This is a genomic window from Paenibacillus sp. OAE614, from assembly GCF_040546645.1.
In the GTDB taxonomy this organism is placed as follows: Bacteria; Bacillota; Bacilli; order Paenibacillales; family Paenibacillaceae; genus Paenibacillus_AQ; species Paenibacillus_AQ favisporus.
The window spans coordinates 6,747,145-6,768,312 of sequence record NZ_JBEPOD010000001.1; the positions used below are offsets into that span (position 1 = coordinate 6,747,145).

Annotated in this window: 14 protein-coding genes, 10 tRNA genes, 3 rRNA genes and 1 other RNA gene; 1 reads left to right on the forward strand and 27 read right to left on the reverse strand. The window is 51.6% G+C overall.

Annotation, left to right across the window (positions count from 1 at the left end):
* Nucleotides 1-5 precede the first annotated feature (5 nt).
* The 23 genes from lgt to ffs all read right to left on the reverse strand — a co-directional run bounded on the left by lgt (nucleotide 6) and on the right by ffs (nucleotide 15,101).
* Entirely contained in the window at nucleotides 6-1,037 is a 1,032-nt protein-coding gene (lgt, locus tag ABIE48_RS30885) for a prolipoprotein diacylglyceryl transferase (RefSeq protein WP_145027390.1), read from the reverse strand.
* Nucleotides 1,038-1,049: 12 nt separating this feature from the next.
* Complete coding sequence (hprK, locus tag ABIE48_RS30890) at nucleotides 1,050-1,991, reverse strand: HPr(Ser) kinase/phosphatase (RefSeq protein WP_076173197.1); 942 nt, start codon at nucleotides 1,989-1,991, stop codon at nucleotides 1,050-1,052.
* 187 nt (nucleotides 1,992-2,178) lie between these two features.
* Nucleotides 2,179-3,303, reverse strand: coding sequence for an ABC transporter ATP-binding protein (locus ABIE48_RS30895; RefSeq protein ID WP_145027392.1), 1,125 nt, complete (start codon nucleotides 3,301-3,303; stop codon nucleotides 2,179-2,181).
* A 105-nt stretch (nucleotides 3,304-3,408) separates the two neighbouring features.
* On the reverse strand, nucleotides 3,409-4,551 hold the full coding sequence (locus ABIE48_RS30900) for a PucR family transcriptional regulator (protein WP_354520329.1): 1,143 nt from the start codon (nucleotides 4,549-4,551) through the stop codon (nucleotides 3,409-3,411).
* Between the two features lie 156 nt (nucleotides 4,552-4,707).
* A tRNA-Lys gene (locus tag ABIE48_RS30905) sits at nucleotides 4,708-4,780 on the reverse strand.
* 7 nt (nucleotides 4,781-4,787) lie between these two features.
* A tRNA-Tyr gene (locus tag ABIE48_RS30910) sits at nucleotides 4,788-4,873 on the reverse strand.
* A gap of 8 nt (nucleotides 4,874-4,881) precedes the next feature.
* Nucleotides 4,882-4,954, reverse strand: a tRNA-Phe gene (locus tag ABIE48_RS30915).
* Between the two features lie 115 nt (nucleotides 4,955-5,069).
* A tRNA-Asp gene (locus ABIE48_RS30920) sits at nucleotides 5,070-5,146 on the reverse strand.
* A gap of 11 nt (nucleotides 5,147-5,157) precedes the next feature.
* Nucleotides 5,158-5,233 (reverse strand) — tRNA-Thr (locus tag ABIE48_RS30925).
* Between the two features lie 6 nt (nucleotides 5,234-5,239).
* Nucleotides 5,240-5,315 (reverse strand) — tRNA-Val (locus ABIE48_RS30930).
* 9 nt (nucleotides 5,316-5,324) lie between these two features.
* Nucleotides 5,325-5,401: transfer RNA gene (locus tag ABIE48_RS30935), tRNA-Met, on the reverse strand.
* 30 nt (nucleotides 5,402-5,431) lie between these two features.
* Nucleotides 5,432-5,523 (reverse strand) — tRNA-Ser (locus ABIE48_RS30940).
* 109 nt (nucleotides 5,524-5,632) lie between these two features.
* Nucleotides 5,633-8,562: ribosomal RNA gene (locus tag ABIE48_RS30945) — 23S ribosomal RNA — on the reverse strand.
* 190 nt (nucleotides 8,563-8,752) lie between these two features.
* Nucleotides 8,753-8,828 (reverse strand) — tRNA-Ala (locus ABIE48_RS30950).
* A gap of 44 nt (nucleotides 8,829-8,872) precedes the next feature.
* Nucleotides 8,873-8,949: transfer RNA gene (locus tag ABIE48_RS30955), tRNA-Ile, on the reverse strand.
* Nucleotides 8,950-8,994: 45 nt separating this feature from the next.
* Nucleotides 8,995-9,111 (reverse strand): 5S ribosomal RNA (rrf, locus tag ABIE48_RS30960).
* Between the two features lie 111 nt (nucleotides 9,112-9,222).
* Nucleotides 9,223-10,775, reverse strand: a 16S ribosomal RNA gene (locus tag ABIE48_RS30965).
* Together the 16S, 23S and 5S rRNA genes with 10 tRNA genes alongside form the textbook arrangement of a ribosomal RNA operon.
* A gap of 290 nt (nucleotides 10,776-11,065) precedes the next feature.
* The gene (locus ABIE48_RS30970) at nucleotides 11,066-11,338 is read right to left on the reverse strand and encodes a pro-sigmaK processing inhibitor BofA family protein (RefSeq protein ID WP_145030039.1); all 273 of its coding nucleotides are present in this window, start codon (nucleotides 11,336-11,338) and stop codon (nucleotides 11,066-11,068) included.
* Nucleotides 11,339-11,392: 54 nt separating this feature from the next.
* Complete coding sequence (locus ABIE48_RS30975; protein ID WP_145030041.1) at nucleotides 11,393-11,704, reverse strand: DUF2508 family protein; 312 nt, start codon at nucleotides 11,702-11,704, stop codon at nucleotides 11,393-11,395.
* Nucleotides 11,705-11,904: 200 nt separating this feature from the next.
* Complete coding sequence (recR, locus tag ABIE48_RS30980) at nucleotides 11,905-12,504, reverse strand: recombination mediator RecR (RefSeq protein WP_076176968.1); 600 nt, start codon at nucleotides 12,502-12,504, stop codon at nucleotides 11,905-11,907.
* Nucleotides 12,505-12,531: 27 nt separating this feature from the next.
* Nucleotides 12,532-12,843, reverse strand: coding sequence for a YbaB/EbfC family nucleoid-associated protein (locus ABIE48_RS30985; RefSeq protein ID WP_076176967.1), 312 nt, complete (start codon nucleotides 12,841-12,843; stop codon nucleotides 12,532-12,534).
* Between the two features lie 44 nt (nucleotides 12,844-12,887).
* Nucleotides 12,888-14,609, reverse strand: coding sequence for a DNA polymerase III subunit gamma/tau (gene dnaX, locus ABIE48_RS30990; RefSeq protein ID WP_145030043.1), 1,722 nt, complete (start codon nucleotides 14,607-14,609; stop codon nucleotides 12,888-12,890).
* Nucleotides 14,610-14,833: 224 nt separating this feature from the next.
* Nucleotides 14,834-15,101, reverse strand: an RNA gene (ffs, locus tag ABIE48_RS30995) — signal recognition particle sRNA large type.
* A gap of 181 nt (nucleotides 15,102-15,282) precedes the next feature.
* Between ffs and ABIE48_RS31000 the strand changes: the two genes are divergently transcribed.
* Complete coding sequence (locus ABIE48_RS31000; RefSeq protein ID WP_145030045.1) at nucleotides 15,283-16,530, forward strand: stalk domain-containing protein; 1,248 nt, start codon at nucleotides 15,283-15,285, stop codon at nucleotides 16,528-16,530.
* Between the two features lie 164 nt (nucleotides 16,531-16,694).
* Here the strand turns inward: ABIE48_RS31000 and rpmE are convergent, their stop codons facing one another.
* From rpmE to ABIE48_RS31020, 4 genes are all read right to left on the reverse strand, one after another.
* Nucleotides 16,695-16,892, reverse strand: coding sequence for a 50S ribosomal protein L31 (gene rpmE, locus ABIE48_RS31005; RefSeq protein WP_076176964.1), 198 nt, complete (start codon nucleotides 16,890-16,892; stop codon nucleotides 16,695-16,697).
* A 122-nt stretch (nucleotides 16,893-17,014) separates the two neighbouring features.
* Nucleotides 17,015-18,289: a radical SAM family protein gene (locus tag ABIE48_RS31010; protein ID WP_192717557.1), complete on the reverse strand. Its 1,275-nt coding sequence runs from the start codon at nucleotides 18,287-18,289 to the stop codon at nucleotides 17,015-17,017.
* Between the two features lie 26 nt (nucleotides 18,290-18,315).
* Nucleotides 18,316-19,662 (reverse strand): transcription termination factor Rho, encoded by a 1,347-nt coding sequence (gene rho, locus ABIE48_RS31015; protein WP_076176962.1) that lies wholly within the window; start codon nucleotides 19,660-19,662, stop codon nucleotides 18,316-18,318.
* A gap of 197 nt (nucleotides 19,663-19,859) precedes the next feature.
* Complete coding sequence (locus ABIE48_RS31020) at nucleotides 19,860-21,110, reverse strand: UDP-N-acetylglucosamine 1-carboxyvinyltransferase (RefSeq protein ID WP_192717558.1); 1,251 nt, start codon at nucleotides 21,108-21,110, stop codon at nucleotides 19,860-19,862.
* Between the last annotated feature and the right edge of the window lie 58 nt (nucleotides 21,111-21,168).

Genomic DNA, 21,168 nt, shown 5'->3' on the forward strand with positions numbered 1-21,168 from the left:
TGTCGTTACTCCTTTTTGTCCTCCACTACGGCGTTCTCCTCGCGGTACTCAGGGGTAGCAACGGGTTCTACTTTAGTATCATGATCCAGCGCGGTTGCTTCCGGCACCGTATCTTTCGGCGCTTTCGTCGAGACGATCGGATCCAGATAGTGCTCCTTCGCCTGACCGGTTGTACGGCGCACAATAATCAATACAATGGCGACGACGATAATCAGGATCGCTAGCAGCTGGGAAATACGGACATTTCCGTAGTTCGGGTCAAGCGCACCATGCTCGAATCCCATCCACTCCATCGGTTTCCACAAACCGTTAACCATCGATGCCAGCCATTCCGGACCCTTAAAAGCAAGGCTGTCCGTCCGCAGTCCTTCGATAAAGAACCGCCCGATCGAGTACCAAATAAAATAAGAAAGGAACAATTCAGCCGCGCGCAAAAACTTTTGACGACGGAGAATAAACAAAATGATGATGCCCACCAGGCTCCATAACGATTCGTACAGGAAGGTCGGATGGTGGTATACGCCCTCGACGTTCATTTGGTCTACGATAAAAGCAGGCAAATGCAGATTGTTCCGCAGGAAAAACTCATTCACCGGACCGCCGTACGCTTCCTGGTTCACATAGTTGCCCCAGCGACCGATCATTTGCCCCGTAAGCAGGCTGGGTGCACAAATGTCGGCAATGCGCCAGAAGTTGTACCCTCTGTAACGGAAATAGATGATGGCGCAAATGATCGCTCCGATCAGCGCACCGTAAATGGCAATCCCACCGTTCCATATTTTAAAAATGTCCAGCAGGTTGTTCTTGTAATCGTCCCACATGAAGGCCACGAAATAGATCCGCGCCCCGATAATAGCCGACGGTACTCCCAGCAGCAGCAAGTCCATGAAAAATTCAGGCATAATGCCGAATCTTCTGCCTTCCCGGATGGCCAGGAGGAGGCCAACCAGCGCCCCCAAGCCCAGGATCAGACCGTACCAGTGAACCGACAGGGATCCAATCGAGAAAGCGATCGGATTAATTAGCAATGTAGCCATGTATCCACTCTCCTAGTCCATATCGTCCATATCTTCTGCAATGGTGGCTGTGAGCTTATTCGTAAACTGCAGGGCCGCATTCAGACCCATTTGCTTCAGCCGGTAATTCATGGCCGCCACTTCGATGATGACCGCAAGGTTACGTCCCGGACGTACTGGAATGGTCACGAGAGGAATGTCGGTATCGATGATTTTGGTCGTTTCTTCATCCAGTCCGAGCCGGTCGTACTGTTTATCCTGCTGCCAGGCCTCGAGCTTGACGACAAGCGTAATTCGTTTGTTGTTCCGGATTGCCCCGGCTCCGAACAGGGTCATGACGTTGATGATCCCGACACCGCGGATCTCCAACAGATGGCGAATCAGCTCAGGAGCCGATCCGTGCAGCTGAAAGTCCGAGGTCTGCCGAATTTCCACTGCATCATCAGCGATCAGCCGGTGACCCCGTTTGACCAATTCCAGTGCGGTTTCACTCTTGCCGATGCCGCTGCTGCCGGTAATCAGCATGCCTACCCCATAGACGTCGCACAATACGCCATGAATGGTAGTGGTCGGCGCCAGCTTTCTCTCCAGAAAGCCGGTAATCCGGCTGGACAGGATGGTCGTCGCCATATTGCTCCGCAGGATGGGCAGGTTCTTTTCCTGGCTAAAATGGATCAGTTCCTCGGGCACTTCCAGCCCTCTCGTAACAACAATACAAGGCGTTTCCTCACTGCTGCACAGGCGCTCCATCCGTTCTTTCCGTTCTTCTGCCGTAAGCATGGCAAAAAAGGCCAGCTCCGTTCGTCCCAGCAGCTGCACCCGTTCCTCAGGATGATATTCAAAATAACCTGCCATTTCCAGACCCGGTCTGTTTAAATCGTCTGTCGTGATGGCCCGTCTCAGGCCGTGTTCCCCTGAAATGACCTCCAGCTGAAATTGCTGGACCAATTCAGATACTCTTACTTTCTTAGCCATTTCACGTCTCCCTTTCTATCAGCTGGCTCTTCTGTCAGCCGACTGCCGCCGGTCAAACCATGAATTTTCTAATGTACCCATCGTAAATGATATTTCCCATGAATGCAATGTCAGCCGCCTATTCGCTCCAAATACAAAAGAGCCGCCCGAAAGGGCGGCTCTTCATCTTCAGGCATTCCGCCTGGAATTAGTCAGCCAACAATACGTTCAGCTCAGACTCTTTGTCAAAGATATGAATTTTGTTCATATCGACAGCCAAGCGAGCGCTGTTGCCTTCACGAGTCGTAGAACGTCCGTCTACACGGGCGATAACGGTGTCGTTACCCAATCCGCTCAGGTAGAGGAGCATTTCGTGACCAAGGTTTTCTGTTACGTCTACATGGGCCGTGAAGATCGTATTCGGAGAAGCTTCCAAGAATACAGGCTCTTCATGAATATCTTCCGGACGAACGCCCATGATCACTTCTTTGCCGATGTAGCCTTTGCTCTTCAGGATTTGCGCTTTACCGCCTGGAACTTCTACGTCAAGTCCTTGGGATTTGAAGCGTACAGAACCGTTGGACTCGCTGAGTGTTCCGTTAATAAAGTTCATGGTAGGCGATCCGATAAAGCCGGCAACAAACAGGTTGTTTGGATTGTTGTACAGCTCTTCCGGAGAAGCGGCTTGTTGAATAATGCCGTCCTGCATAACCACGATACGGTCACCCATCGTCATGGCTTCCGTCTGGTCATGTGTTACGTAGATACAAGTGGTTTCAAGGCGTTTCACCAGTTTCGTGATTTCCGCACGCATCTGACCACGAAGTTTAGCGTCCAAGTTGGAAAGCGGTTCGTCCATCAGGAAGACTTGAGGATCACGCACGATCGCACGTCCCAAGGCAACACGCTGACGTTGACCACCGGAAAGAGCTTTTGGCTTACGATCCAGCAAATGCTCGATATCGAGGATTCTCGCAGCTTCACGTACACGTTTATCAATTTCATCCTTTTTCACTTTACGCAGCTTCAGACCAAAGGCCATGTTTTGGTATACGTTCATGTGTGGATACAAAGCGTAGGACTGGAACACCATCGCGATATCGCGGTCTTTAGGAGCTACATCGTTCACGACGCGGTCGCCAATGTAAAGTTTACCGTCAGAGATTTCTTCCAGACCGGCGATCATACGAAGCGTCGTAGATTTACCGCAACCGGAAGGACCTACCAACACCAGAAACTCCTTATCCTTGATATCAAGGTTGATATCCATAACTGTTGCTTTGTCAGAACCCGGATACTTTTTGAAAATATGCTCTAAACGTACACCTGCCATGTGAATTTGCCCCCTTAGTGTATAGTTATGAAATCGAATACATTATGATAGTTATATATTACCCAACATCTCGCAGACTGGCTATACACAATCTGCACAAAAAACCTATTTTCTTTTCGTCACTTTATACAATAGCATCGTCAGCTTCACCAAAACCGCGTCCCCAAAGCTTCTAACGTCCAGATTGGTCTCTTGTTTGATCTTATCGAGCCGGTATAAAAGGGTATTCCGGTGAATATATAGTCGCTTCGCCGTCTCGCTGACATTGCAGTCGAGCTGAAAGAAAGTCTCCAGCGTCGACAACGTCTCGTTATCGCTGAACAATACGCCGTGGTCCCCTGCCTGTTCGAGAAAGCGGCGGCGCTGCTCCATCGGGATGCTGTAGATTAAACGCTCCAACAGCAGCTCCCATGGAAAGTGAACATGCTCCGACACATGAAACGTCCGTCCCAAGAAAATGGTTTCTCGAAGCATGCCTACCGTGCCCGGCAGTGACTTCAAGGGGATGAACGAAGGCGCGGCGGATAGATGAAAAGCACCAACCCATTCGCTTGCAATCAGCTCATAGAGCCCCATACAGAACGCGGAGAGCATGTCTGTTTCCGATTCGCCGTTATCCTCTTCTTTCTCGTCATTGCTGCCGGCCACCAGTTCTTTTCTGGCCAAGATGAGCCACTCGTTGTCGCGCAGAGCCGCAAGCACCACCTCTCCATCGAAGTAGCTGCGCAGCAGCTTTTTCAGCTGGCTCCCCTTAACATCGGAGGCATGGATACTCTCACAAGTCAGTAAAAAGGGAGTCATCTCTGCGGAAAGCAGACGTTTTAGTTCCAAATCGTCAGGCAATTCGGCATCGCCGTGTCCCAGGTCGAGCTGCTCTTGAATCCATTGACTGAGCCTCAGGAGTTCCCGTTCCTCATCACCCTGGGCTTCCACGGCATCACCCGTTTGTTCTCTTACCGCAGACAGCAGTACACCGATCAAGCGGGATACTTCATTATTGACCAGCTCAGAACTGGCTTCAATTACGTGTACCCGCCCGTTCTTGATAAACAGCGGGAACCAAACCTTGTCCTCCACCATCACCACATCCTGGAGGCTTCTATGCTCGGTCTGCTTCCCTTTCTTCGAAGAAGCTTTGCCGGATACCGAAACGGGTAAATAAACCGCCTCCGACTGCTGTTTGCTCAGCTCCTTGATATGTAACGTTCCGCCTACGACCTGCTCCAACTTGCTTCGTAATGTTTCCATCTCCACCATTGATGTCATCCACCACTTTGCCATTTTTATTAATCATCTTACCATATTCCTATATAAAATCGAAAACCACACTTCTTATGCACATCAGATCGTCAGCCAAAAAGAAAACAAAAAGACCATCAACCGAAAGGTTAATGGTCTTTGTGATGAGCCATGAAGGACTCGAACCTTCGACACCCTGATTAAAAGTCAGGTGCTCTACCAACTGAGCTAATGGCTCTTACAACTGGTGGAGGCTGATGGATTCGAACCACCGAACTCGTACGAGAACAGATTTACAGTCTGCTGCGTTTGGCCACTTCGCTAAGCCTCCATATAAGGTGGCTCGGGACGGAATCGAACCGCCGACACGAGGATTTTCAGTCCTCTGCTCTACCGACTGAGCTACCGAGCCATACATGCAAAAATAAAGCGGGTGATCTTAATCTTCCCACTTTACGCTGTGGAAATTCACTATGCAAAACATCATCTTCAATCTATATCAAGCATATAGATGAAGTAAATAATAATGGCGGGACCGACGGGATTCGAACCCGCGGTCTCCTGCGTGACAGGCAGGCATGTTAGGCCTCTACACCACGGTCCCACATTATTAGATGGTGCCGGCGAGAGGACTTGAACCCCCAACCTACTGATTACAAGTCAGTTGCTCTACCAATTGAGCTACACCGGCATATGATGGTGGAGGCTGAGGGGATCGAACCCCCGACCCTCTGCTTGTAAGGCAGATGCTCTCCCAGCTGAGCTAAGCCTCCAGGTATGTATGGTAGCGGCGGAGGGGATCGAACCCCCGACCTCACGGGTATGAACCGTACGCTCTAGCCAGCTGAGCTACGCCGCCATACTAAAACTTGCTAAGATGTGATTCAAATGGCGGAGAGAGAGGGATTCGAACCCTCGCACCGCTTACGCAGTCTAACCCCTTAGCAGAGGGTCCCCTTATAGCCACTTGGGTATCTCTCCAAGCATAACCTCGGTATACAAATTGTATAACCAAGAGTGGTTTCAAAACACATTCAGGAATTTGAGTCCCTGAAAACTAGATACGAAACGAATCTGCGCTTTAATATAATTGGATAAGCCCTCGACCGATTAGTATTGGTCAGCTCCATGCATTGCTGCACTTCCACCTCCAACCTATCTACCTCGTCGTCTACAAGGGGTCTTACATACTGGGAAATCTCATCTTGAGGGGGGCTTCACGCTTAGATGCTTTCAGCGCTTATCCCGTCCGTACGTAGCTACCCAGCCATGCTCCTGGCGGAACAACTGGTGCACCAGCGGTACGTCCATCCCGGTCCTCTCGTACTAAGGACAGCTCCTCTCAAATTTCCTACGCCCACGACAGATAGGGACCGAACTGTCTCACGACGTTCTGAACCCAGCTCGCGTACCGCTTTAATGGGCGAACAGCCCAACCCTTGGGACCTACTTCAGCCCCAGGATGCGATGAGCCGACATCGAGGTGCCAAACCTCCCCGTCGATGTGGACTCTTGGGGGAGATAAGCCTGTTATCCCCAGGGTAGCTTTTATCCGTTGAGCGATGGCCCTTCCATGCGGTACCACCGGATCACTAAGCCCGACTTTCGTCCCTGCTCGACTTGTAGGTCTCGCAGTCAAGCTCCCTTCTGCCTTTGCACTCTTCGAATGATTTCCAACCATTCTGAGGGAACCTTGGGGCGCCTCCGTTACTCTTTAGGAGGCGACCGCCCCAGTCAAACTGCCCACCTGACACTGTCCCCATACCGGATTACGGTACCAGGTTAGAACCTAGATACGATCAGGGTGGTATCCCAACGGCGCCTCCACCCAAGCTGGCGCTCAGGTTTCAAAGGCTCCCACCTATCCTGTACAGATCGTACCCAAATCCAATATCAAGCTGCAGTAAAGCTCCATGGGGTCTTTCCGTCTTGTCGCGGGTAACCTGCATCTTCACAGGTATTAAAATTTCACCGGATCTCTCGTTGAGACAGCGCCCAAGTCGTTACGCCATTCGTGCGGGTCAGAATTTACCTGACAAGGAATTTCGCTACCTTAGGACCGTTATAGTTACGGCCGCCGTTTACTGGGGCTTCGGTTCACAGCTTCGGGATTGCTCCCTAACCGCTCCCCTTAACCTTCCAGCACCGGGCAGGCGTCAGCCCGTATACTTCGCCTTGCGGCTTCGCACAGACCTGTGTTTTTGCTAAACAGTCGCTTGGGCCTTTTCACTGCGGCCCCCTCGTGCTATTCACACTACCGGGGCACCCCTTCTCCCGAAGTTACGGGGTCATTTTGCCGAGTTCCTTAACGAGAGTTCTTCCGCGCGCCTTAGAATTCTCTTCTCGCCTACCTGTGTCGGTTTGCGGTACGGGCACCTTCACCTGGTTAGAGGCTTTTCTTGGCAGTGTGAGATCATGACCTTCGGTACTATAATTTTCCCTCCCCATCACAGCCCAGCCTTAAAGTGTGCGGATTTGCCTACACACCAGCCTCACTGCTTGGACGAGCATCCATCAGCTCGCGTCACTACCCTCCTGCGTCACCCCATCACTCATAACGGTTTACGGTGGTACAGGAATTTCAACCTGTTGTCCTTCGATTACGCCTGTCGGCCTCACCTTAGGTCCCGACTTACCCTGAGCGGACGAGCCTTCCTCAGGAAACCTTGGGCTTTCGGCGGATCAGATTCTCACTGATCTTTTCGTTACTCATACCGGCATTCTCACTTGTATACGCTCCAGCACTCCTTACGGTATACCTTCAACGCTGTATACAACGCTCCCCTACCCCTGATGCATACGCATCAAGCCATAGCTTCGGTGGTGTGTTTAGCCCCGTTACATTTTCGGCGCAGAGTCACTCGACCAGTGAGCTATTACGCACTCTTTCAATGGTGGCTGCTTCTAAGCCAACATCCTGGTTGTCTGTGCAACTCCACATCCTTTCCCACTTAACACACACTTGGGGACCTTAGCTGATGGTCTGGGCTGTTTCCCTTTTGACAATGGATCTTAGCACTCACTGTCTGACTCCCGGTTACAAGTCTATGGCATTCGGAGTTTGACTGAGCTTGGTAACCCTTGCGGGCCCCGCACCCAATCAGTGCTCTACCTCCACGACTCTATTCACCGAGGCTAGCCCTAAAGCTATTTCGGGGAGAACCAGCTATCTCCGAGTTCGATTGGAATTTCTCCGCTACCCCCACCTCATCCCCGAATTTTTCAACATTCGTGGGTTCGGGCCTCCAGTGCGTGTTACCGCACCTTCACCCTGGACAGGGGTAGATCACACGGTTTCGGGTCTACGTCCACGTACTCATTCGCCCTATTCAGACTCGCTTTCGCTGCGGCTCCGGCTTCTCACCTTAACCTTGCACGGGAACGTAACTCGCCGGTTCATTCTACAAAAGGCACGCCATCACCCATAAATAGGGCTCTGACTTCTTGTAAGCACACGGTTTCAGGTTCTATTTCACTCCCCTTCCGGGGTGCTTTTCACCTTTCCCTCACGGTACTGTTTCACTATCGGTCGCTAGGGAGTATTTAGCCTTAGCAGATGGTCCTGCCAGATTCATACGGGGTTTCACGTGCCCCGCACTACTCGGGATCCGTCTCGGAGGGAACTGACTTTCGGCTACAGGGCTTTTACCTTCTATGCCGGGCCTTTCCAGACCTCTTCGCCTAACCAATTCCTTTGTAACTCCATGTGAGACGTCCCACAACCCCGGCCAGCAAGCTGACCGGTTTAGGCTGTTCCGCGTTCGCTCGCCGCTACTGACGGAATCACTCTTGTTTTCTCTTCCTCAGGGTACTTAGATGTTTCAGTTCCCCTGGTATGCCTCAATCTGTCCTATGTATTCAGACAGAAGTGACTGACTATTACATCAGCCGGGTTTCCCCATTCGGACATCCCCGGATCAAAGCTTGCTTACAGCTCCCCGAGGCAGTATCGTTGTTCGCCACGTCCTTCATCGGCTCCTAGCGCCTAGGCATCCTCCGTGTGCTCTTAGTAGCTTAACCATAATGACTCCTGTTTGACTTGCTTCGCTCTCTTGTTTTGCGCTGCGCGCAAAGCCAAAGACGCTCACCAATCCAAACACTCGTCTGCTACTTTTTACTTCTTGGTCTTACAATGAAGACACAAGCAGCTAAAAGGATATTTCTAAAACGCAGATTCGTTTCGTTATCTAGTTTTCAAGGATCAAATATTTGGTGGAGCTAAGCGGGATCGAACCGCTGACCTCCTGCTTGCAAGGCAGGCGCTCTCCCAGCTGAGCTATAGCCCCATAAATAACCCCAATAAGTGATTTACACTTGAATGAAGTTTATATGGTGGGCCCTAGTGGACTCGAACCACCGACCTCACCCTTATCAGGGGTGCGCTCTAACCAACTGAGCTAAGGGCCCATATCGTGTATGGGAATTATTCATTTGAAACCCGTTAGGGTTTGCGCTTGGCAACGTCCTACTCTCCCAGGACCCTTCGGTCCAAGTACCATCGGCGCTGGAGGGCTTAACGGTCGTGTTCGGGATGGGTACGCGTGGAACCCCTCCGCTATCGCCACCAAACGCGTTTTGAAAGAGGTTTGCTCTCTCAAAACTGAGCAACGAGTGAGTAACTAGCCGACCTGGCTAGATTTGTATTTGAATGCTTCCATCGCAGGAAGCGATTCTCCATAGAAAGGAGGTGATCCAGCCGCACCTTCCGATACGGCTACCTTGTTACGACTTCACCCCAATCATCTACCCCACCTTCGGCGGCTGGCTCCTTGCGGTTACCTCACCGACTTCGGGTGTTGTAAACTCTCGTGGTGTGACGGGCGGTGTGTACAAGACCCGGGAACGTATTCACCGCGGCATGCTGATCCGCGATTACTAGCAATTCCGACTTCATGCAGGCGAGTTGCAGCCTGCAATCCGAACTGAGACCAGCTTTGATAGGATTGGCTCCACCTCGCGGCTTCGCTTCCCGTTGTACTGGCCATTGTAGTACGTGTGTAGCCCAGGTCATAAGGGGCATGATGATTTGACGTCATCCCCGCCTTCCTCCGGTTTGTCACCGGCAGTCATTCTAGAGTGCCCACCCGAAGTGCTGGCAACTAAAATCAAGGGTTGCGCTCGTTGCGGGACTTAACCCAACATCTCACGACACGAGCTGACGACAACCATGCACCACCTGTCTCCTCTGTCCCGAAGGAAAGGCCTATCTCTAGACCGGTCAGAGGGATGTCAAGACCTGGTAAGGTTCTTCGCGTTGCTTCGAATTAAACCACATACTCCACTGCTTGTGCGGGTCCCCGTCAATTCCTTTGAGTTTCAGTCTTGCGACCGTACTCCCCAGGCGGAATGCTTAATGTGTTAACTTCGGCACCAAGGGTATCGAAACCCCTAACACCTAGCATTCATCGTTTACGGCGTGGACTACCAGGGTATCTAATCCTGTTTGCTCCCCACGCTTTCGCGCCTCAGCGTCAGTTACAGCCCAGAGAGTCGCCTTCGCCACTGGTGTTCCTCCACATATCTACGCATTTCACCGCTACACGTGGAATTCCACTCTCCTCTTCTGCACTCAAGTCACCCAGTTTCCAGTGCGAACCAAGGTTGAGCCTTGGCCTTAAACACCAGACTTAAATGACCGCCTGCGCGCGCTTTACGCCCAATAATTCCGGACAACGCTTGCCCCCTACGTATTACCGCGGCTGCTGGCACGTAGTTAGCCGGGGCTTTCTTCTCAGGTACCGTCACTCCGGTAGCAGTTACTCTACCGGACGTTCTTCCCTGGCAACAGAGCTTTACGATCCGAAAACCTTCATCACTCACGCGGCGTTGCTCCGTCAGGCTTTCGCCCATTGCGGAAGATTCCCTACTGCTGCCTCCCGTAGGAGTCTGGGCCGTGTCTCAGTCCCAGTGTGGCCGTTCACCCTCTCAGGTCGGCTACGCATCGTCGCCTTGGTGAGCCATTACCTCACCAACTAGCTAATGCGCCGCAGGCCCATCCGCAAGTGACAGATTGCTCCGTCTTTCATCATTCCCTCAGGAGAGGAAATGAGATATCCGGTATTAGCTCACGTTTCCGTGGGTTATCCCGGTCTTGCAGGCAGGTTGCCTACGTGTTACTCACCCGTCCGCCGCTAACCATCAGGAGAGCAAGCTCTCCATCAAGTCCGCTCGACTTGCATGTATTAGGCACGCCGCCAGCGTTCGTCCTGAGCCAGGATCAAACTCTCCAAGAAAGTTTGTAGCTCATTTTGAATCTGACGAGATTGATTTAATCTCAATCGCTCCGGTCATAAGACCATCGCGTTTATACTCACTCGTTGTTCAGTTTTCAAAGATCAAAACTTCTCTTTCAGCGCCGCCGCTTTATCTCAGCAGCAACTCTTATAATATATCATGTTACCCAGCAATTCGTCAAGCACTTTTTTTAATTTCTTTTTTCTTTCGCTTCCTGCCAGTCCGGCAGGCTTGTACCTTTTCGAAAGGGGCGAGAATTAATTTACCACAGAATGCAACCAATCGTCAACTACCCCATTAAAGTTATTTTTAAACCATAAAGAAGTGCAACGCCAGGCAGTCCCAACACCGTTACCGTTCCTATCGTTGCTGGATTAAGCGGAATGTATACTTCGGACATCAAGCCTGAGAAATTTACCAGGTAAAGTCCCATTGCCGCCAACACCAAATGCGCTCCGAACATCGTCAACCAGCCAAATCCCAGCTTTTTCTTAAAGACGATGAACAGAAGCAGAAACAGCGAGACGCCAAGCACACCCCAAATCAACATTTTTACCGTCATGGATCGATCTCCTCCCAATCAAATCGTTATAAATACAACGTTACCTCCACTAAATTAATGGGACATCGTCCGGGTGCCCATCCCTCTGGCTGCCGCCGATGCTTCCCTTGTTATCATTTGCACTCGGTTGAGGCCGATGTCTTTGGCTTGCTTCAAATGCATTTGATACTTGCGCTCCGCTGCTTCCAGCATATAAATGGCATAATCGATCTGGTCTTGTCCGAGCGCCTCCTCAAACCGCAGCCTAGCGCGTTCCCATTCCGCATGAGCATTTTGGACATCGTTATAAACGATCCACTTCTCTTCCTGTTCCTCTTTGTACTGCCGGGCAGACATTCCTGATTTATTCTTTTTGAACCAAGTCATGTCCCAGACCCCTCCCTTGTACACGAAAGTTATGGGCGGCTAAAGCACAAAGTACCTCATACCGTCTCCATTCTCATACTTATTCGGGAAAGGGACAAACTTAGAACAAAAAAAGAAGCCTCCGAGGAGGCTCCTTCTATAAGTGCACTATTCTTTATGGATATAATCGCTTAACAAAAACGCTAAACACTAAACTTACATCAATTCAATTGACGCCGTCCTTCCAAGGCCTTCGACAAGGTCACCTCATCCGCGTACTCCAGGTCCCCACCTACCGGCAGACCATGCGCGATACGCGTCACAACGATTTCAAAAGGGCGTACCAGCCGCGAAATGTACATCGCCGTCGCTTCCCCTTCAATATTCGGATTCGTCGCTAAAATAAGCTCCTTGACCCGCTCATCGCTAAGCCGGGTAAGCAGTTCCTTCAGCCGAATATCATCGGGACCGATTCCCTCCATCGGAGAGATGGCTCCCTGAAGAACGTGATAATAACCATTGAATTCCTTGGTCCGCTCCATGGCGACAAGATCTTTGGGATCCTGCACTACGCAAATGACAGACGGATCGCGCGTTTTATCCTGGCAAATCCGGCACGGATCGGTGTCTGTAATATTGCAGCATACGGAACAGTAGGTGAGATTCCGCTTAACGCTGACCAGGGCCTTGGCAAAGTCAATGACGTCGTCTTCTTTCATGTTCAGTACATGAAAAGCAAGCCGGGCCGCGGTTTTCGGCCCGATGCCCGGCAGTCGCGTAAACGCATCGATCAGCTTCGAGATCGGTTCGGGATAATACAAAGCGCAGGATCTCCTTCAGCTTAAATTTTAGAACAAGCCGGGAATTTTCATTCCGCCTGTAAATTTGCCCATGTCGGCATTCGCAATTTCGTCAGCTTTACTCAGCGCATCGTTCACGGCAGTCATCACCAGATCCTGCAGCATTTCCACGTCGTCCGGATCAACAGCTTCCGGCTTAATCGTAATGGAGAGCAGTTTTTTGTGGCCGTTCATTTCCACGGTAACCACGCCGCCGCCGGAAGTACCTTCGACCTTTTTGTCAGCAAGCTCTTCCTGTGCCTTGAGCATTTGCTCCTGCATTTTTTTCACTTGCTTCATCATTTGATTCATATTATTCATGGGTCATCTCTCCTTTAATTAATTGAGTGCACTTCAAGGTGCGGTTAATCTTTTATGACAACGAGGTCCTCTCCAAACATCTGGAGCGCCTCATCAATCCATGGTTTTGAATTCGGATCCTTCGATTCATGCTCATGCTCGAGCTTCAGCTCTTCCTTGGGCTGCGCAGCCCCTTCCATCGAGGCGCTCCAATCCCGCTGCATCATGGTAACCAAATGATACGGTTTGCCGAGCACGGAGTGCAGCACGCCCTCGATCACCTGCTTATTGGCCGGCTTCTCGGTCGTTTCCCGGTGGATATTATTTTTAAAGGCAACCAGCACGGTGTCATCAGTCGCGGAAACCGGCTCGCCGTCCATAAACCAGGCATGGACCGTCACCTTCTCCTCCTTGACTCCTTGCAGAATATGAGCCCACTGGCGCTGAATCTCCATGAATTCAGGACTTCCCTTACTTGCTACAAACTGATCCATATTCGCCGGAATTTTCGCGGCCGACGACATGCGCGGGGCCGGCGGAGCTGCAGGCCTGGATGGTCCGTTATTACCAGCGGCCGGAGCCGCACCGGACTTGATGAAGCGCTCGAGCTTCTTCTCCAGAGAAGCGACCTGCTGCTTGAGCTGATTGATCACAGCCGAATCGGCAGCCGCCTCCTGAGGACGATCGCTGTCCCCCGCTTCACGGGGAATGCCGCACAGCTTGAGCAGTGCAACCTCGAACAAGGTCTGAGGCTGGGAAGCATATTTCATTTCACTCTGATAATGATTGAGCGTATCGATCATTTGGAACAGCTGTTTGCGGGAAAAGGCAGAAGCCATCTCCTTGTATTCTTCCGGATGAAGGACGCGGTCCGTAAGCTTGTCTGCCTGCGGAATCATCTGGATCATCAATAAATCACGGAAATAATACAGCAGGTTCTCCATGCATTTATCGGCGCTCTTGCCCTCCTGCATAAAACCTTCCACCAGCATGAGCACCTGGCCCACGTCACCTTCCAGAATGGCCTGTGCAAGTTTGCCGAATTGCTCCGAAGCAATCCCGCCGGTCATACTCAGCACTTGTTCATAAGATACATGACCGCCGGTAAACGACGCAATCTGATCCAAGATGCTCAGCGCATCCCGCATCCCGCCGTCGGATAGCCTTGCTATATATTGAAGCGCTTCATTCTCCGCTTCAATGCCTTCTTCCTGTGAAATCTGTCTTAACCGATCCGTCTGCTCCTCCAGGGATACCCGGCGGAAATCAAAGCGCTGACAGCGCGATATAATCGTCGCCGGCAGCTTGTGCGGTTCGGTCGTCGCCAAAATAAACATGACGTGCGGAGGGGGTTCCTCCAGCGTCTTCAGAAGCGCATTAAACGCCTCTGTCGTCAGCATATGCACTTCGTCAATAATATAAACCTTCTGCCTTACTTCGGTCGGTGCGTACTTCACTTTCTCGCGAAGATCGCGGATTTCTTCCACGCCGCGGTTAGAAGCAGCGTCAATTTCCTGAACGTCCATCACCGCACCCGAAGTAATTCTGCGGCAGGATTCGCATTCATTGCACGGCTCCGCTGCAGGTCCACGCTCGCAGTTCACCGCTTTGGCCAAAATTTTGGCCGCGCTGGTTTTACCGGTTCCGCGCGGGCCGCTGAACAGGTAGGCATGGGAAACCCGCTGTTCGCGGATCGCGTTCTGCAGCGTTTGAATGATATGCTGTTGTCCCACCATGTCCTGGAACGACTGAGGCCGCCAGGCACGGTACAACGCTATATGTTCCACTTCGCTTACCCTCTTTCAACTTCCACTAAGCGTGGGTTCGTTGCCTCATCATTATACTATAATCCGGCGTCATGCAAAACGTCCAACACGCATGTTGCAGCAGGCTTTTACCTGTCCGCCGCCTGCGTCCGTGACTGAAAGGCCGCCATGAGAACATCCGGAATAAATAAAAAGCATCTTTACCACCTGATGGCAAAGATGCTGAAATAATTGTCAAGTTTAAGCCGTGCACCTGTTATTGATGATTGCGATCCGAGCGGCACCCCTGCGTAACAACTCGGGCTAGGCTATCCTCCGGCACAAGAGTGGGCTTGCTTATGGCTGCTTCCTTCCGGACCTGACCAGGTTCACAAGTACTCATTGCGGAGGACCCAACCGTCAACATTGCACGCAGGGACCAAACCTCACATCGACAATACCTCTAACAGGAATTCAACCTCGCTACAGCGGATTGCGAGTTACAGGGCACCGCTACCTCCCCATCTAGCACGGTGAAAATAAGTATATCGCATGCCTGTACAAAAAGCAACCACCCGGCAGAAAGTGGATAAACGCTCAAAAATAAATCTATTATTCTCGTTCCATATTCATCTAGCAAACGTTTATTGATATAGTGGTCCTATACCACAACCAATCCTACACATACGATTTAAAACGGAAAGGAACATCGCGCATGAATAAAGCAACCAAAACCGCATTGTGCCTGCTCATTGCAGCCACTGCCTGGAGCGGCATCGGCCAGAAGCCGGCTAGCGCCGCTGCACCCGTCAGCATCGTGCTGGACGGATATCCGCTGCCTTTCCCGGCTGCACCCAAAGTCGTTCAAGGAACTACACTTGTGCCCTTCCGGGCCATCTCCGAAGCGCTGGGCATCAGCGTGCAGTGGAATGCCTCGGCCAAGCAGATCACAGCAGTAAAGACAGACAAGGATTCCACGAAAAAGGTCGTTCTGACCGTCGGCAGCCGCAGCGCGACCGTAGACGGGACCAAAACGGCGCTGACCGTAGCTCCCCAAATGTCCGGAGGAAGTGTCCTAATTCCGCTCAGCTTCTTCAGCCAGCAGTTCGGCGCCGGCGTCAACTGGGATCAGGCCACGCATACCGTTACTATCCTGTCCCCCCAAGAAAAAATGTATACGCTGGCCTTTTACGCCATCTCGTCGTTTTCTGAGTCGAGCCTGATTCCAAGCTTCGACGCAGCCGCCTTTGGCTGGAGCCGCATCGACGATCAGGGCCGGTTCACGACGACAGGCCAGGATTTCAAATGGCCGCAAGCGGCCGGCGATGTGACGCCGGAGAGCCTCGTCAGCTCCGCCGCAGCAGCCGGCACCACCCCCTATTTGATGGTATTTTCCGGCGACACCAAGCTGGAACTGACGAAGGCGACCCAGGATCCTGAGCTTCAGGCAAGCCTGATTCAGCAGATGGTAGATACGGCCAAAACTAACGGATTCCAAGGCATCCTGCTTGATTTGGAAGGACTCGGGCTTACGGGGGACGCAGCGGCTGTACAGGCATCCTATAATGCTTTCATCCAAAAAGCAGCGGCAGCTACTCACGCCCAGGGCCTGAAACTGTCGATCGCCCTGCCGCCTCTGAACGGTTCTTTTCATGGATACGATTATAAAAAGCTTGGCACACTGGCCGATGAGCTTATCGTCATGGCTTATGCCTATACCGATGAGAAAAACCCACAGCCTAACGACAAAGTGGATGCGGCCATCCAGCTTGCGCTCAAACAGGTGCCTGCCAGCAAACTGGTTCTCGGCGTTAACCTTGCCAGCGAAAACGAAAACACCGTGAACACCAAAATTGGCCTGGCCAAACGGTACAATCTGAAAGGTATCGCCTTATGGCGCCTCGGCTTTAATAAAACCAACGTATGGGCAAAAATCGGCCAATCGGTCGACTTGAACAATTAAGACGCGGAATACATGCATGGTGCGTAAAAGGAAGGTTTCCTACGGAATACAGGATCGGAGTTTATTGTAATTATATTGATCTTATTAAAGAAAAAATCCCCGGTTCATCGAACCGGGGATTGTCATTTGATAAAATATAACGGATCTATGCTGCCAGGCAGCAATTACATTCCGTATTTCTTCTTAAATCTATCAACACGGCCGCCAGCATCCAGGAATTTCTGTTTACCAGTGAAGAACGGATGGCAGTTGGAGCAGATTTCGACGCGAAGCTCTTCTTTCACCGAACCCGTTTCGAACGTGTTGCCGCATGCGCAAGTTACTGTAGTAACGTGGTATTTTGGTTGAATTTCTGTTTTCATGACTTTCACCTCTTTTTGCCCTGAGCCTCAGGCGGACCCAGAGTTATGTTGACACATAAATTCATTATAGCAGGGACGCGCCTATAAATCAATGGTTTCTTCCCGTTCCAGGCGCTGCCGGATTAAGACAGAATCGGCTTTTTCGGGCGGATCAAGCTTGGAGGCGGAACATGGGTATAGGATCCGATGACCACATCCGGAAGCTCCGCTTGGAAAATTTCAATCGCCTGCTTCATCCCCAAAATTTCGCCTTTGGCCGGCGGGATCAATTCCAAATAGCTCTCCGGATCAATGTTCAGGTTGCGTAGCTGAATAAGCTTCAGATTGGTCCGGCGCGCAAACTCCACCATCGCCTCGATTTCCTCTTCGCGGTCTGTGACGCCAGGGAAAATCAAATAGTTGATGGACGTGTAAACGCCTTGGTCCGACGCATACTTCAGCGATTTCTCCACATTGGCAAGCGTATAACCACGCGGCTTATAGTAGGCGTTGTAATGGTCGTCCAGCGCGCTGATCGTGCTCACCCGCATCAGGTCGAGACCCGCATCGACGATGCCGCGGATGAAATCCGTCAGGCCGGCATTCGTGTTGATATTAATATATCCCATATCCGTGATCGAACGCACCTCGCGCATCGCTTCAATGATGATTTTGGCCTGTGTAGAAGGTTCGCCTTCGCAGCCTTGTCCGAAGCTGATGATCGACTCCGGCGTTTTTAAATGCTCCAACATAATTTGAACGAGCTCGTCCACCCTCGGTTTGAAATTCATCCGGGTCTGGGGCGCCACAAATCCGCTGTCATCCGGTTGTTCTGAGATACATCCGAAGCAGCCGGCATTACAAGAATAAGATACCGGAACAGCCCCTTCCCATCGATTCAAAAAGGTATTGGATGCGGTCAGACATTCATAACCGAGCGCACAATTGGACAAATGCTGGTACAGCCGGTTCTCCGGATATTTCTCCGTCAGGCGCTTCACGCCAAGCTCCAATTCCTCTACATCGCAGTTCAGCGGGTTCCACTTCTCCGGGTCGTCCGACAGTCTGCCCGTCGTGTAAAATTGTCCGTCCTTCCACACGACAGCCGAGTAGCCAAAGAGCGGCAGCTTGTAGTCCTTGTCCGTCTTCACATAGCCGGGCAGGCATAACCGGGTGTAACCCTGCGGGAGCAGTGCCCCCACAGCCTGAGCGTCTCCCGGGAGCGCCGTCATCTCACCCGTTTCCGGATCCATACCGATGGCACGGGTGTTGGGGAGGCCGACCAGCGTCGCGCCTTCCGGCAGGGGAATCAGCTCATCTTCCATAATTTCCACGATCATATCCGCGCTGCGGCCGAGACCGTACAGTGTCGGATGATCAAATACGTTGCCTTTTTCATCGGCATATACCAGATACATGATGTTCTCCTCTTTATGCTCTAAATTTAAGTCAGCGGCACGGAAGCCGTCGACGGGCGTGAGGTGCGCCGGTTGCTGCTGTGGCTGTTCGAGGACGAGGAGGAACTGCGGCTATGGCCGTTTCCTGCTCCATGCACGTCAAAGGAAGCCAAAAATTCGGCATTGGTTTTGCAGTCACGCAATTTCTTCAAGAATCCCTCTACGAAGTCGGCCGATTCGTTCATATTTTTACGGATCGCCCAAATGGTATCGAGCTCATCCTTCGTTAACAGCACTTCTTCACGACGCGTTCCCGAACGGCGGATATCGATGGCCGGGAAAATGCGGCGCTCAGCCAGCTTGCGGTCTAGGTGCAGCTCCATGTTGCCGGTTCCCTTAAACTCTTCATAAATGATATCGTCCATCCGCGAACCGGTATCAATCAGCGCTGTGGCCAAAATGGTCAGACTGCCGCCTTCCTCGACGTTCCGGGCAGAACCAAAGAACCGCTTCGGACGATGGAATGCCGCCGGATCGATACCGCCGCTCAGCGTACGTCCGGAAGGCGGGATGACCAGGTTGTAAGCACGGGCCAGACGGGTGATGCTGTCCATCAAAATGACAACGTCCTTCTTATGCTCAACCAGACGCAGCGCGCGTTCAAGCACCAGTTCCGCAACCTTGATGTGGTTCTCCGGCAGCTCATCAAACGTTGACGCAACCACCTCTCCTTTTACGGAACGTTGCATATCCGTCACTTCCTCAGGACGTTCGTCAATCAGCAGTACAAAAAGTTCAATCTCGGGATTGTTGGTGGAAATGCTGTTGGCAATTTCTTTTAAGAGGAGCGTTTTACCTGCTTTTGGAGGTGCAACGATCAAACCGCGCTGTCCCAGACCGACCGGGGCGAGCAAATCCATAATTCGAGTAGACAAATGGTTAGGGGATGTTTCAAGCACAAGTTTCTTTTGCGGATAGAGAGGAGTCAGTGCCGGAAAGTGTAACCGTTCGGATGCCGTCTCCGGGCTCTCCCCGTTGACCGCATTGACTTGCAGCAAACCGAAATACCGCTCGTTCTCCTTCGGTGCGCGGCACTTCCCTGATACCAAGTCTCCCGTACGAAGGTCGAATTTACGAATCTGGGAGGCGGAGATATAAATGTCCTCGGTGCTTGGCAGGTAATTGATCGGCCTTAGGAAGCCGTAACCTTCCGGGAGAATCTCGAGCACACCTTCCATAAACATAAGTCCGCTCTGTTCGGCCTGCGCTCTCAAAATAGCAAAAATCAGTTCTTTCTTCTTCAACTGACCGTAATAAGGGATCTGGTACTTCTTCGCCAGTTTGTACAATTCGGTCAGCTTCATTTCTTCCAAATCGGCAATTTGTAAATCCATGTAATAACCACCTATTCAATTTTATAAGTCCTGACAAGAGCTTAGCATCAAATGGATGAAGACGCTAATCTATGAGTCTATGAAAATCCTCATTAGGATAGGATTACCCAAATTAGAAGGAGATATGCAGGTCATGATGAAAAAATCAGCTTCACTCAATCTATTTCCCGCATTCTCCTAATATTACAGCACCCTGATTATTGTTCGCGCCAAACATCGGCGCCAAGCATCCGCAGATTGCTGACGAGGTGATCGTAACCCCTGTCGATGTACTCCACGCCGGTCACTTCCGTCACGCCATCCTCAACTGTAAGGCCGGCGATCACCAGCGCAGCCCCCGCTCTGAGGTCGGAAGCCTTGACTTTGGCCGCATTTAGGCGGCTCTTCTCGATGACGGCCGAACGGCCCTCGACGCGAATTTTAGCTCCCATGCGGACCAGCTCCGGCACATGCTTAAACCGGTTGCTGTAGACAAAATCGCTGAGCACGCTTACGCCTTCGGCCTGGGTTAGCAGACTGGTCATGGGCGATTGTAAATCTGTAGCAAATCCTGGGTATATCAGTGCTTTCACATCGACATGGCCATATGATGGACTCCCCATCACGCGAATGCTCTCGTCGAGCTCCTCGATTTGGACCCCCATCTCCAGCAGCTTGGCTGTGACAGCTTCCAAATGCTTAGGAATAATATTGTCGATCAATACGTCACCGCGCGTTGCCGCGGCGGCAATCATATATGTTCCCGCCTGGATCCGGTCCGGGATGATGGAATGGCGGCAGCCGTGCAGCTCGGATACGCCTTCGATACGAATCGTTTCCGTGCCGGCGCCTTTAATAATGGCTCCCATGGAGTTCAAAAGCGTGGCCACATCTATAATTTCAGGCTCTTTCGCCGCATTTTCAATAATTGTGGAGCCTTTGGCTCTGGCAGCCGCCAGCATAATGTTAATCGTCGCGCCTACGCTGGATACGTCGAGGTAAATTTTTGCCCCGCGCAGCTCCTTCGCATGGAGATGAATCGCGCCATGCTCGTTCGTCACGGTCGCGCCCAGCGCTTCAAAACCTTTAATATGCTGATCGATCGGACGGGGCTCGAAATTGCATCCTCCCGGCAGACCGACGACAGCCTCCTTAAACCGGCCAAGCAGCGCACCCATCATATAATAGGAGGCTCTCAGCTTCTTCACCGGCCCGTTGGGCATCGGAATGGATACGATCCGCGAAGGATCGATGTTCATCTGGCTCCCATCCCAAGACACCTTTGCCCCAAGCTCCTCCAGTATTTCTGCATAAACCGCCACATCACTAAGCAGCGGCAGGTTGTCCAGTATTACTTCGGACTCCGCCAAAATAGCCGCGGGAATCAACGCGATGGCGCTGTTCTTCGCCCCACTGATTGAAACGGTGCCTTGCAGTGGGCGTCCACCGCTGATCATCAATTTTTCCATAAGCTAAGGTTCCCCCCACATACTTCGCAGCCGCAAAATAGTTCTGTGTCCATTTTGG

Bases quoted from the DNA above. Each gene is read 5' to 3' on its own strand.
- ABIE48_RS30970 (WP_145030039.1), bottom strand. From the start codon at position 11,338: ATGACGGTAAAAATGTTGATTTGGGGTGTGCTTGGCGTCTCGCTGTTT.
- hprK (WP_076173197.1), bottom strand. From the start codon at position 1,991: ATGGCTAAGAAAGTAAGAGTATCTGAATTGGTCCAGCAATTTCAGCTG.
- ABIE48_RS31010 (WP_192717557.1), bottom strand. From the start codon at position 18,289: ATGTATCTGGTATATGCCGATGAAAAAGGCAACGTATTTGATCATCCG.
- lgt (WP_145027390.1), bottom strand. From the start codon at position 1,037: ATGGCTACATTGCTAATTAATCCGATCGCTTTCTCGATTGGATCCCTG.
- ABIE48_RS30975 (WP_145030041.1), bottom strand. From the start codon at position 11,704: ATGACTTGGTTCAAAAAGAATAAATCAGGAATGTCTGCCCGGCAGTAC.
- rho (WP_076176962.1), bottom strand. From the start codon at position 19,662: ATGGATTTACAAATTGCCGATTTGGAAGAAATGAAGCTGACCGAATTG.
- ABIE48_RS30985 (WP_076176967.1), bottom strand. From the start codon at position 12,843: ATGAATAATATGAATCAAATGATGAAGCAAGTGAAAAAAATGCAGGAG.
- ABIE48_RS31000 (WP_145030045.1), top strand. From the start codon at position 15,283: ATGAATAAAGCAACCAAAACCGCATTGTGCCTGCTCATTGCAGCCACT.
- ABIE48_RS30900 (WP_354520329.1), bottom strand. From the start codon at position 4,551: ATGGAAACATTACGAAGCAAGTTGGAGCAGGTCGTAGGCGGAACGTTA.
- rpmE (WP_076176964.1), bottom strand. From the start codon at position 16,892: ATGAAAACAGAAATTCAACCAAAATACCACGTTACTACAGTAACTTGC.
- ABIE48_RS31020 (WP_192717558.1), bottom strand. From the start codon at position 21,110: ATGGAAAAATTGATGATCAGCGGTGGACGCCCACTGCAAGGCACCGTT.
- ABIE48_RS30895 (WP_145027392.1), bottom strand. From the start codon at position 3,303: ATGGCAGGTGTACGTTTAGAGCATATTTTCAAAAAGTATCCGGGTTCT.